The sequence below is a fragment of the Novosphingobium beihaiense genome, from assembly GCF_022832375.1.
In the GTDB taxonomy this organism is placed as follows: domain Bacteria; phylum Pseudomonadota; class Alphaproteobacteria; order Sphingomonadales; family Sphingomonadaceae; genus Novosphingobium; species Novosphingobium beihaiensis.
In genome coordinates this window covers 148,762-160,574 of sequence record NZ_JALHLG010000011.1, presented here as the reverse complement: position 1 = coordinate 160,574, position 11,813 = coordinate 148,762, and the positions used below count along the sequence as shown (strand labels likewise).

Genomic DNA, 11,813 nt, shown 5'->3' with positions numbered 1-11,813 from the left:
GTTATGATTGCGCTAACATTGTCGTGAGCAGAGATTACCGGAGAGGACGAAAATGAAATTTGCCAATCTGGCGATAGCGGCACTTGCATGCGCTGCATCAGCACCGGCATGGGCCGGCAGCCAAGCCCCCGTCCGGCGGATCGATGTGAATGCCGCCGCAGCAGCAGGCCCGGTGGACCGCTTTTTCGACCTCTCGGTCGGCTCGGACTATCCCGGCACGCTGCGGCGCGCGGACAGTCAGGCGCAGTTGCAGATCGCATCGGACGAACTGGGCTTTCGCTACATCCGCTTTCACGACATCTTCCACGATATCCTCGGCACCGTGCGCAAGGTGGACGGCAAGATCGTCTATGACTGGACCGGGATCGACAATCTCTACGACGATCTGCTGGCGAAGAATATCCGCCCGTTCATCGAGCTGGGCTGGACGCCGTCGGTCATGCGCACCTCGGACCTGCAGCTCTTCTACTGGAAGGGCAATACCTCGCACCCCGATCCGGCGATGTGGCGCGATCTGATCCATGCTTTCGTCACCCATCTGCGCGCACGTTACGGCGCGGACGAAGTGCGCAGCTGGTATTTCGAGCTGTGGAACGAGCCCAATCTCGACGGGTTCTGGGAAGGCGCGGACCAGAAGGCCTATTTCGATCTCTATGCCGATACGGTGAAGACCATCAAGGCGATCGATCCGAAGCTGCGCGTGGGCGGCCCGGCCACGGCAGGCGCGGCCTGGGTGCCCGAGTTCCTGTCCTACGCCGAGAAGCACAAGCTGCCCGTCGATTTCGTGACAACCCACAGCTACGGCGTCGAAGGCGGCTTTCTGGACGAGGATGGCAAGCAGGACACCAAGCTCTCCCCCTCCCCCGATGCCATCGTGGGCGATGTGCGCCGCGTCCGCGCGCAGATCGAGGCGTCAGCCTATCCCGGCATCCCGCTCTATTTCACCGAGTGGAGCACCAGCTACACCCCGCGCGATTTCGTGCACGACAGCTATATCAGCGCGCCCTACATCCTCACCAAGCTGAGGAAGACGCAGGGCATGGTCCAGGGCATGAGCTACTGGACTTATACCGACCTGTTCGAGGAACCCGGCCCGCCGCCGACGCCGTTCCACGGCGGTTTCGGCCTGATGAACCGCGAGGGCATCCGCAAACCGGCGTGGTTTGCCTACAAGTACCTCCACGCCCTGCAGGGCCGCACGATTCCCGTGGCGGACGAGTTCTCGTTCGTCTCGCGCAAGGGCAAGAGCATTGCCGCCGTTGCCTGGGACTGGCACCAGCCGGTGCAGAAGCTGAGCAACAAGCCGTTCTACACGCGCCTTGAGCCTTCGCGGGCAAGCGATCCGATCGCCTTCCGCTTCACCCACCTCGCTCCCGGTACGTACCGGGCCGAAGTGCACCGCACCGGCTACCGCCATAACGATCCGCTCTCGCTCTACATCGACATGGGCATGCCTGCCTCGATCGATGCCGCCCAGATCGCCCGGTTCCAGAAGGAAACCGCCGATCGCCCCGAAAGCGACAAGCTCGTGAAAGTCGGCAGGAACGGCACGGCATCGCTGACCGTTCCGATGCAGACCAACGATGTCGTGCTGGTCACCCTGAAACCCGCCAAGCCCTGACAGTCCAGGCCCTGAGGGTCGCACCAATAGCTGGCCCACATGGACCGGCGGAAACCATATGGAAGAGGCTCGCGTGAGCATTACCCGACGCACCGTATTCAAAGGCGCCCTTGCCGGGGCGGCCATTCCCTCTCTGGCAACGGCCCTGTCCGCCCGGGATACCGGTTCCTGCACCGGCACCCCGCCGCAGCCATCCGGCCCGCAATGGGGCACGGGCGCCGAAGGCCAGCGGATCGCCGATCTCGGCAATGGCACGTACCGCAACCCGATCGTCTCCGGCGACCATCCCGATCCCACGATCCTCAAGGACGGGGACGTCTACTACATGACGTTCTCCTCGTTCGATTACTATCCCGGGCTGGTGATCTGGGAATCGCGCGATCTGGTGAACTGGGCGCCGGTGGGTCCGGCGCTGCAGTACGATCTCGGCACGGTCTGGGCGGTCGATCTCGTCAAGCACGACGGGATGTACTACATCTACATTCCCGCCGCGCCGCAGGGCAAACCCTGGTCGATCTACGCCATCTGGGCGGACGATATCCGGGGGCCGTGGAGCGAACCGGTCGATCTCAACATTCCCGGCTGCATCGATCCCGGCCACGTCGTCGGCGAGGACGGCAAGCGCTATCTCTTCACCAACGGCATCCGCAAGGTCCGCCTGACCGACAACGGCCTCGCCACCGACGGCCCGCTCGAACAGGCCTACGATCCCTGGCGCTATCCCGACGACTGGGTGGTCGAGAACTTCGCGCCCGAAGGGCCCAAGCTGATGCGCCACAACGGCTGGTTCTATCTCGTCACCGCCATTGGCGGCACGGCGGGGCCGGTAACCGGGCACATGGTGATCGCCGCGCGTTCGCGCTCGGTCAACGGGCCGTGGGAGCATTGCCCGCACAACCCCATCGTGCGCACGCAGAGCACGGCGGAGCCGTGGTGGTCGCGCGGCCATGCCACGCTGGTGGAAGGGCCCGCGGGCGACTGGTGGATGGTCTATCACGGCTACGAGAACGGGATGCGCACGCTGGGGCGGCAGACGCTGCTCCAGCCCATCGAATGGACGGCGGACGGCTGGTTTCGCGCCACCGGCGGCGACCTTTCCCGCCCCCTGCCCAAGCCGAAGGGCGGCAAGGCCTCCGCATCCCTGCCCGCGCTGTCGGACGATTTCTCGCAGGACCGCATGGGCCTGCAATGGACGTTCTTCGCCCCCAAGGCGGTGGACGGGCAGCGCGCCGTGCATGGCCCGGACGGCCTCGTAATCGAGGCGCAGGGCACGTCCCCCGCCGATTCCTCCCCGCTCACCTGCGTGGCCGGAGACCGCACTTATCAGGCCGAAATCTCGCTCGATCTGCTCGATGACGAGGCCGAGGCCGGGTTCCTGCTGTTCTACAACCACAAGGCTTTCGTCGGGCTCGGTTTCACGCCTACGGTGCTGAAAATCTTCGAATATTCCGAAGAGCTGAAATGGGCCGGCATTCCCCATCAGGCGCGCAGCATTCGCCTGCGCATCACCAATGTCGAGAATGTGATCACTTATCACTATTCCTACGACGACGGGCGCACCTGGCAGCGGCACGGCACCCGCATGGAAGTCTCGGGGATGCACCACAATGTCTTCGGCGGCTTCCTCAGCCTGAGGCTGGGCATCTACACGGCAGGCAAAGGCAAAGTCCGCCTGCGCGACTTCCGCTATCGCGCCAATGGAGCCATCGTATGATCCGGACCCGCATCCTCCCGGTTCTGGGCCTGCTGGCCGCAGGCGTCTCGCAGACCGCGATGGCGCGCCCGGTGTTCGATCCGGTCTTCACCAGCCATATGGTGCTCCAGCGCGATCGTGCGGTGCCGGTGCGCGGCACGGCGGAACCCAGGGCCGAAGTCACAGTCGCTTACGAAGGGCACAGCCTCTCCACCCGCACCGATGCGCAAGGGCGCTGGGCGGTCGAGCTGCCCTCCAGCCCGGCGGGCGCGCCCTTCAGTCTGAGCGCCAGCGATGCCAGCGGCAAGACCGTTCTCGATGATGTCGTGTTCGGGGACGTGTGGCTGTGCTCGGGCCAGTCGAACATGGAATTCACGCTGCGCCACGTCACCAATGCCGATCTGGAAGTGGCCAGCGCGGGCCATGCCGATCTGCGCCTGTTCAACATGCCGCGCCAGTCGAGCACCAGACCGCAGGCCAAGCCCGGGCAGCCGGTGTCATGGCAGCGCTCGGCCCCGCAAAGCGCCGCCGATTTCTCCGCCGCCTGCTATTTCATGGGCCGCGACTTGCAGCAGCACCTCAAGGTGCCGATCGGGCTGATTGCTTCGAGCTGGGGCGGTTCGGTGATCGAGGAATGGCTCGACCGCGAAACGCTTTCCAAAGTGCCGCGTTACCGGCGCGATCTGGCCGTGCTCGATGCCTATGCGCACGATCATGTCGAAGGCATGGCAGAATGGGACCGGCAATTGCAGCAATCGCTGGGCACGCGCGCCGAGCCGCCTGCTGACGCTGTCTGGAAACCGCTGCCCTCCCTCAGCGTCTGGGAGAACTGGGGCGGCGATACCGCGCATTTCGACGGCATCGGTTACTATCGCGGCCATGTCCGGCTGACGGCGGCGCAGGCCGAGGCAGGCGGAACGCTGAAACTCGGCCCCATCGACGATATCGACGTCACCCATATCAACGGCCGCACCATCGGCGCCGGTCAGGGCTGGGACCAGCCGCGCGCCTATGCCGTGCCGCAGCGCACGCTGCACGCGGGCGACAATCTGGTCGAGATCACCGCCATCGATATCGGCGGCGGCGGCGGGCTCAGTGGCCCGGCTCCGGCATTGGCGCTGGCCGATGGCACCAGTGTGCCGCTCACCGCCCTCGAATTCACCCGCGGCGCCCCGCTTGCCGAGACCGGCATGCCGCCGACGATGCCCTGGGTCGGCGGCAGCGGGCGCACCACGCTGTTCAACGGCATGATCGCACCGCTGGGCGATTTTCCCGTGCGCGGCTTCGCCTGGTATCAGGGCGAGGCCAATGTGACCGATCCGGAAGGCTACCGCCAGTTGCTGCCACTGCTGGCAAACCAGTGGCGCCAGCGCTTCGGCGGCAAGGCCTTCGTGATGGTCCAGCTCGCCAATTACGGGCCGCTGTCCAGCAAGCCCCGCGACAACGACTGGGGCCGCTTCCGCGATGCCCAGCGCCTGATCGCCAAGGCCGACCCGATGACCGGCCTCGCCAGCGCCGTCGACATTGGCCAGCCGGGAGACATCCACCCCACCGACAAGCAGGACGTGGGCAAACGCCTCGCTCTCGAAGCGCGCCGTCTGGCCTATGGGGAAACCGTCGTCTCGCGCGGCCCTGCGCCTCTGGATGCGCGGCGCACCGGTGCGGGGATCACGGTCCGCTTCAAAAACGGGCCGCTGCGTGCGATTGGGAGCGATACTGTCATCGGCTTCCAGCTCTGCAATGCGGCCAGCCAGTGTCATTTCGCAACCGGCCGGATCGACGGGACCACAATCGCTCTGCCCGCCGATCCGGAGGCGAAGACCGTGCGCTTCCTGTGGGCGGCGAGCCCCATCGTGAACCTCTACAACGACGCGATGCTGCCCGCGACGCCGTTCAGCCTGCCGATCCGGTAAGGCTGAAGCGGCATTGCGAACCTGCAAGGCCAGTGAAGCAATCCAGGGCCGTCCGCCACGGCTCTGGATTGCCGCGCGGCTTCGCCGCTCGCAATGACGAAGGGTGGGGTGGAAACGACGACGGCCACCGGTAACCTGCCATCAGACCCGATGGCCGATTGCCCTACAGCATCCTGCCCCCGCTCGTCCTGAGCTTGTCGAAGGACGCTGGCACTGCGCGTGTATCAACACCCTTCGACAAGCTCAGGGTGAGCGGGGAAATGGGGCAGATTTCCCGCCTTTGCGCCTACCCGCGATAGATTCCCGCAGGCAGGCCGGAAACGCCGCTTTCCACCTCGAACAGGGCGCCGTCGAATGCGGAGGCTTCTCCTCCGGTCGCGGCCGATGTCACGAACATGCGGTCCAGCCCCTCACCGGCGAAGGTCACGTTGGTGATGCGCTGTGCGGGCAGGGAAATGGAGCGGTCCCGGCGGCCATCGGGCGCGAAGCGGCTGATGCAGCCGCCGCCCCAATGCGCGACCCACAGGAAGCCCTCGCTGTCCACAGTCATGCCATCGGGATGGCCATCGCTTTCGCCGAACCGGATGAAGGGCTCTTTCGCTTCGATCCCGCTATCCGTGATTTCGAAACGGTAGATCGTGCGCTTCGCCGTGTCCGAGTGATAGAGCCAGCGGCCGCAGGCGGAGAAGGCCGGGCCGTTCGGCACCATGTAGCCGCTGTCCATCACCCGGCAGGTGCCGTCCGGATCGAGCCGGTAGAGCGAACCGCGTTCCTCTTCCTCGGCCATGTCCATGGTGCCGCACCAGACAGCGCCGTGCCGGTCGGCCTTGCCGTCGTTCATGCGGTTGCCCGGCCAGTGCGGCTCGGGATCGGCGATATAGCGAACGGCAAAGCGATCGGGCGAGATCCGGGCGAAACCGCTCTGGAACCCGCCGATCAGATCGCCGTCCTCATTCTCGGCAACCCAGCCGAGCGGCTCGGGCATGTCCCAGCGTTCAATGCCGCCATCGGCGAGGGACAGCCGGTTGAGGGCGGGCGCCAGGATATCGACCCAGTAGACCGCATTGTCGCGCGCGCTCCACAGGGTGCCTTCACCCAAGGTATCGCACAGATCGCGCTCGATCTTGCGCCATTCGGCCATAACGCCCGCTCCTCTTCAGTGCCTGTTACTCTTTAGTGGTTATCGCGCGGCAGCCCCTTGGTCTGGGCGATGCGCTGATATTTCTCGGCCCCTTCGAGGATGGCGCCGGTGTTCATCTGGCCGACCACCGAGCGCTGCAGTTCCTGCCACGGCGTCTGCGAATCCGGGTAGGGATAGCCGCCCTTGGCCTCCAGCGCGGCACGGCGCGCGGCCAGTTCCTCGTCGGAAATGAGCACGTTCACGGTGCCCTTCTTCAGGTCCATGCGCACGCGGTCGCCGGTTTCGAGCAGGGCCAGACCGCCCATCGCCGCCGCTTCGGGGCTGGCATTGAGGATCGAGGGGCTGCCCGACGTACCCGACTGGCGGCCATCGCCGATGCAGGGCAGCGCCGTCACGCCTTCGGTGATGAGGTATGCCGGCGGGCGCATATTCACGACTTCGGCCGCACCTGGATAGCCGATCGGCCCCGCGCCGCGCATGAACATCAGCGTTTCGGGCGTAATGCCGAGCGCCGGATCGTCGATACGGTGGTGATAGTCCTCAGGACCGTCGAAGACGATGGCCGGACCTTCGAAAGCGTCCGGATCGTCGGGATTGGAAAGATAGCGCTGGCGGAACTGGTCCGAGATCACGCTGGTCTTCATGATCGCCGCGTCGAACAGGTTGCCCGACAGCACGAGGAAGCCCGCCTCGTCCACCAGCGGCTGGTCGAAGGTCTTGATGACGCGTTCGTCCTCGATGGTGGCATCGCGGCAGTTGTCGCCCATGGTCTTGCCATTGACGGTCATCGCGCCTTCCTGAATCAGGCCCTGCTTGATGAGCTGCGCGATCACCGCGGGCACGCCGCCCGCGCGGTAGTAATCCTCGCCCAGGTATTCTCCTGCGGGCTGCAGGTTCACCAGCAGCGGGATCTTGTGGCCGTAGGTCTCCCAGTCCTTGAGCGGCAGCTCCACGCCGATATGGCGGGCAATCGCCGCAAGGTGGATCGGCGCATTGGTCGAACCGCCGATCGCGGCATTGGTCACGATCGCGTTATGGAAGGCCTCGATCGTGAGGATGTCCGAGGGCTTGAGATCCTCGTGCACCATATCCACGATGCGCTTGCCGGTGTGATAGGCGCATTCCTGACGGTCGCGGTACGGCGCGGGGATCGCGGCCGAGCCGGGCAGCATCATGCCCAGCGCTTCGGCCAGCGAGTTCATCGTCGTCGCCGTGCCCATCGTGTTGCAGTAACCGGTCGAAGGCGCCGAGGAAGCGACGAGCTTCACGAAACCGTCCGCGTCGAGTTCGCCCGCGGCCATCATCTCGCGGCCCTTCCACACGATCGTGCCCGAACCGGTACGCTCGCCCTTGTGCCAGCCGTTGAGCATCGGGCCGACCGACAATGCGATCGCCGGGATGTTCACAGTTGCCGCGGCCATGATCATGGCGGGCGTGGTCTTGTCGCAGCCGGTGGTCAGCACCACACCGTCGAGCGGGTAGCCGTAGAGCGCCTCGACAAGGCCGAGGTAGGACAGGTTGCGGTCCAGCCCGGCGGTGGGGCGCTTGCCGGTTTCCTGAATCGGGTGGACCGGGAATTCGATGGCGATGCCGCCCGCTTCGCGGATGCCCTCGCGGATGCGCTCGGCCAGCACCAGGTGATGGCGGTTGCACGGCGAAAGATCGCTGCCCGACTGGGCGATACCGATGATCGGCTTGCCCGAGCGCAGCTCCTCAAGGCTGAGACCGAAATTGAGATAGCGCTCCAGATAGAGCGAGGTCATGTCGATATTGTCGGGATTGTCGAACCAGGCGCGCGAACGCAGTTTGGGCTTGTTTGTGTCTGTCATGTCGGTCTCGATCAACGGTCCACGGACACGCGGTAGATCATGACATGCCGGTAGGGCTTGCCCGGATCGACGCGCGCCGAGACGAAGTTGCTGTGATTGGGAGAGTCGGGGAATTTCTGGGGTTCGAGCGCGATGCCGTCCCCCATGCGGTAAACGTGGTGGTGCTTGCCGATGTAGGTGCCGTCCAGGAAATTGCCGGAATAGACCTGCAGGCCGGGCTCGGTGGTGAGCACTTCGAGCACGCGGCCCGAGGCGGGATCCTCCAGCCGGGCGGCGAGTTCGGGCTTCTTCGTCAGCCCCTTGTCGAGCGCGAAGTTATGATCGAAGCCGCGCCCGTAGACGATCTGCTGATCGGTGCCGTCGCGCAACCCCTGCTCCAGGGCCTTGCCCTTGCGGAAATCGAACACGGTACCCGCCACGGGGCGCAGTTCGCCGGTGGGGATCAGCTTGTCGTTGACCGGCGTGTAATGGCTCGCCGGCACCGTCAGCACATTCTGCATGGCGCCCTGCGGTGCGCCCTCGCCTGCCATGTTGAAAATGGCGTGGTTGGTCATGTTGATGACGGTGGGCTTGTTGGTGGTGGCATCGAATTCGATGCGCAGCGATCCGGCCTCGTCGAGCGAATAGGTCACGCGCGCGTTCACCGCGCCGGGATACCCGGCATCGCCGTCGGGGCTCATGAGCGAGAAGACCGCGCTGGCGACCGGGCCGGACTTGACCGACACGACTTTCCAGTTCTGGACGTCCCATCCCTTGCCGCCGCCGTGCAGCGAGTTCTCGCCATCGTTCTGCGGAAGCTGGTAGCTCTTGCCGTCGAGCGTGAACTGGCCGCCCGCAATGCGGTTGGCATAGCGGCCGATAGTAGCGCCCCAGTAGTTCGGGCGCGCTTCGTAATCGGCCAGCTTATCGTAACCGAGCGTGATATCGGCCAGCTTGCCGTCGCGATCGGGAGCCATGAACTTTTCGAGTGTGGCACCGAAGCTCAGGATCGTGGCGGAAACACCATTGTCCGCTGTGAGCGTCACGGCCGTGACCGCACTGCCGTCGGAGAGCGTTCCGGCAGGCGCCTGAGTCGCTTCGGCAGCCTGAGCCTGCACCGACAGCGTGGCGGACATAGCGAAAATCGCCGCCCCTGCCATGATTTTGGAGAGATTCCTCATTCCCAAAGTGCTCCCAATAGTGTTTGGAATTGTCCTGCCCCATTGACGGGGCTGCACGCCGCATATAGTCCGACAAATAGAAAGAGCGCAAGCCGCTTCGCATCCGGTACCCGGCCGCGCCCTGATCGAGAGGATAGACATGCCACCAGTGGTCTCTTCAGCAGACATGCCCGCGACGGGCACACAGGACGAAGGAGTCCGCTACGGCCCGGCCCTGACGCTGCTTGCCAGCCTGTTTTTTATGTGGGGCTTCATTACCGTCATCAACAACACGCTGCTGCCGCACCTGCGCAGCGTGTTCGAGCTGACCTATTTCCAGGCGGCGCTGATCGAATCGGTGTGGTTCATCGCCTATTTCTTCGCCTCGATCCCCTCGGCGCTGCTGATCGAGCGGATCGGCTACAAGAAGTCGCTCGTCACCGGGCTGCTGATCATGGCCGCAGGCGCACTGGGCATGATGCTGGCGGCCAGCATTCCGTCCTACGGCGTGACGCTGGTCATGCTCTTCGTGATCGCATCGGGCATCACTCTGCTGCAGGTTGCGGCCAACCCTTATGTGGCGGTCGTCGGCAAGCCTGAAACCGCTTCCTCGCGCCTCAATCTGGTGCAGGCCCTGAACTCGGCGGGCACGATGCTGGCGCCTGCCTTCGGCGCTTACCTGATCCTTGGCCGTTCGAAGAGCGGCACGGCGGCGGCGGGCACCGTGCTGACCGAAGCCGAGCGCCTCGCCGATGCCCATGCGGTGATCCTGCCTTATGGTCTTGTCGCGGCAGTGCTGGTGGTACTCGCCGTGATCATCGCGCGCTTCCCGCTGCCGGTCATGTCCGGCGGCAGCAAGGACGGCGAAAAGAAGAAGACCCGGCTGCTCAATCCCGAGCTGCTCAAGCACCGCAACCTCGTCTTTGGCATTCCGGCGATCTTCATCTACCTGATCGCGGAAATCGGCGTCGCCAACCTGTTCATCAACTTCGTCAGCCGCCCCGACATAGGCAACATGACGCATGAGATGGCAGGCAACTACCTCTCGCTGCTGTGGGGCGGGATGATGGTCGGCCGCTTTGCCGGTTCGGCGATCATGCAGCGCTTCGATGCGGGCAAGGTTCTTGCGGTCTTCTCGATCGGTGCCTTCGTGGTGATGATGATCACGGTCTTCGCGCACGGACCGGTGGCGATGTGGTCGCTGATCCTGGTGGGCCTGTTCCACTCGATCATGTTCCCGACCATCTTCACGCTCGGCATCAAGGGCCTCGGCCCGCTGACCGAGGAAGCCTCGGGCCTGCTGGTCATGGCGATTGCCGGCGGCGCGCTGGTCGCGGTGCAGGGCTGGATGGCGGACACCTACGGCCTGCAGACCTCGTTCCTGCTGACGGCGGCCTGCGAACTCTATGTGCTGTTCTATGCGCTGTGGGGCAGCAAGCCGACGCATGTCGAACCCGATCTGGTGGCGGTCGAGGCTGAATAGGCCCCCGCCCCTCCGGCAAGAAAAAGGCCCCGGCGTGGTGAACGCCGGGGCCTTTTTGCATCCGGGCTTGCGACTGGAGGCCGCTTGGGGACCACATGCGGAAATCTGCACCCACTTCCCGCTCACCCTGAGCTTGTCGAAGGGTGTTGGCACTGCGCATGGACCAACACCCTTCGACAAGCTCAGGGTGAGCGGAGTGCGATAAGGAGCCGAATGCGGTATTACCCCTCGGCCGGCAGCTCCATGGCGCTGCGGGTATCTTCCAGCGCCAGATCGACCAGCACGCTCATCGCTTCGGCCGCAGCTTCGCCATCGCCCGCAGCAATCGCATCGTAGACCCGCACGTGATCGGGGATCGGATTGCGCGGCAGCGCCCGGGCGCGCTGCTTGAACTGGGTGGTCCAGTTCACCGCGGCGCCCATGCTGGCGCTCAGCACCATCAGTGCATCGTTGCGCGTGGCGTGGAGAATCGCGTTGTGGAAATCGCGGTCCGCCGCGCGGCCGGTCTCGGTCGTCAGCGTGTGCTGGCGCATCGCCGTCAGCGCGTCCTTCATATCCTTGAGGTCCGTCTTGTCCCGGCGCTGCGCCGCAAGGCGCGCGGCGGCAGGTTCGACGATGGCGCGCAGTTCGAACAGGCTGCGGACGAATTCGACGTCCGGCTCGCCCGCGAAAGCCCAGCCCAGAACGTCCGGGTCCAGCAGGTTCCAGCGTTCGCGCGGCAGCACGCGAGTGCCCGCCTTGGGGCGGCTCGCCACCAGCCCCTTGGCCGTCAGCACCTGTATCGCCTCGCGATAGGCACTGCGCGAGACTTTCAGTTCCTCGGCAAAGGCCACTTCGCCGGACAGGATATCGCCCGGCGCATATTTCCCGGACAAGATGTCCGTTCCCAGCTTGTGGGCAATCGCGCCATGCAGGCGCCGCCCCGGCCCCCGGGTTTCCGTGGCCGCCTTCGCGCCCTTCTTGTCTTTGACGATTTCTGTTTCTGTCACGGTCT

Annotated in this window: 8 protein-coding genes; 4 read left to right on the top strand and 4 right to left on the bottom strand. The window is 65.0% G+C overall.

The genetic code is table 11. The features are described 5' to 3' along the window. The first annotated feature begins 52 nt into the window (after positions 1-52). The 3 genes from MTR66_RS10305 to MTR66_RS10295 all read left to right on the top strand — a co-directional run bounded on the left by MTR66_RS10305 (position 53) and on the right by MTR66_RS10295 (position 5,227). Entirely contained in the window at positions 53-1,621 is a 1,569-nt protein-coding gene (locus MTR66_RS10305) for a GH39 family glycosyl hydrolase (RefSeq protein ID WP_243920598.1), read from the top strand. Between the two features lie 73 nt (positions 1,622-1,694). After that, the gene (locus MTR66_RS10300; RefSeq protein ID WP_243920596.1) at positions 1,695-3,335 is read left to right on the top strand and encodes a family 43 glycosylhydrolase; all 1,641 of its coding nucleotides are present in this window, start codon (positions 1,695-1,697) and stop codon (positions 3,333-3,335) included. Next, positions 3,332-5,227 (top strand): sialate O-acetylesterase, encoded by a 1,896-nt coding sequence (locus tag MTR66_RS10295; protein WP_243920594.1) that lies wholly within the window; start codon positions 3,332-3,334, stop codon positions 5,225-5,227. Before MTR66_RS10300 ends, MTR66_RS10295 begins: the two co-directional genes overlap by 4 nt. A gap of 286 nt (positions 5,228-5,513) precedes the next feature. On the opposite strand, the gene MTR66_RS10290 is transcribed toward MTR66_RS10295, so the two are convergent. From MTR66_RS10290 to MTR66_RS10280, 3 genes are read right to left on the bottom strand one after another with little or no spacing between them, the layout of a single operon-like run. Beyond that, positions 5,514-6,368: an SMP-30/gluconolactonase/LRE family protein gene (locus MTR66_RS10290; RefSeq protein WP_243920591.1), complete on the bottom strand. Its 855-nt coding sequence runs from the start codon at positions 6,366-6,368 to the stop codon at positions 5,514-5,516. A 32-nt stretch (positions 6,369-6,400) separates the two neighbouring features. Beyond that, positions 6,401-8,197 carry an IlvD/Edd family dehydratase gene (locus MTR66_RS10285; RefSeq protein WP_243920589.1) on the bottom strand — a complete coding sequence of 599 codons (1,797 nt, stop codon included), beginning with the start codon at positions 8,195-8,197 and terminating at the stop codon, positions 6,401-6,403. Positions 8,198-8,208: 11 nt separating this feature from the next. Next, positions 8,209-9,357, bottom strand: coding sequence for an aldose epimerase family protein (locus MTR66_RS10280; protein WP_407673040.1), 1,149 nt, complete (start codon positions 9,355-9,357; stop codon positions 8,209-8,211). Positions 9,358-9,496: 139 nt separating this feature from the next. On the opposite strand from MTR66_RS10280, the gene MTR66_RS10275 reads away from it, so the two are divergent. Then, positions 9,497-10,819, top strand: coding sequence for a sugar MFS transporter (locus tag MTR66_RS10275; protein WP_243920587.1), 1,323 nt, complete (start codon positions 9,497-9,499; stop codon positions 10,817-10,819). Between the two features lie 221 nt (positions 10,820-11,040). Here the strand turns inward: MTR66_RS10275 and MTR66_RS10270 are convergent, their stop codons facing one another. Next, positions 11,041-11,808, bottom strand: a complete 768-nt coding sequence (locus MTR66_RS10270) for a FadR/GntR family transcriptional regulator (protein ID WP_243920585.1) — start codon at positions 11,806-11,808, stop codon at positions 11,041-11,043. Between the last annotated feature and the right edge of the window lie 5 nt (positions 11,809-11,813).

Bases quoted from the DNA above. Each gene is read 5' to 3' on its own strand.
- MTR66_RS10285 (WP_243920589.1), bottom strand. From the start codon at position 8,197: ATGACAGACACAAACAAGCCCAAACTGCGTTCGCGCGCCTGGTTCGAC.
- MTR66_RS10295 (WP_243920594.1), top strand. From the start codon at position 3,332: ATGATCCGGACCCGCATCCTCCCGGTTCTGGGCCTGCTGGCCGCAGGC.
- MTR66_RS10305 (WP_243920598.1), top strand. From the start codon at position 53: ATGAAATTTGCCAATCTGGCGATAGCGGCACTTGCATGCGCTGCATCA.
- MTR66_RS10290 (WP_243920591.1), bottom strand. From the start codon at position 6,368: ATGGCCGAATGGCGCAAGATCGAGCGCGATCTGTGCGATACCTTGGGT.
- MTR66_RS10280 (WP_407673040.1), bottom strand. From the start codon at position 9,357: ATGAGGAATCTCTCCAAAATCATGGCAGGGGCGGCGATTTTCGCTATG.
- MTR66_RS10275 (WP_243920587.1), top strand. From the start codon at position 9,497: ATGCCACCAGTGGTCTCTTCAGCAGACATGCCCGCGACGGGCACACAG.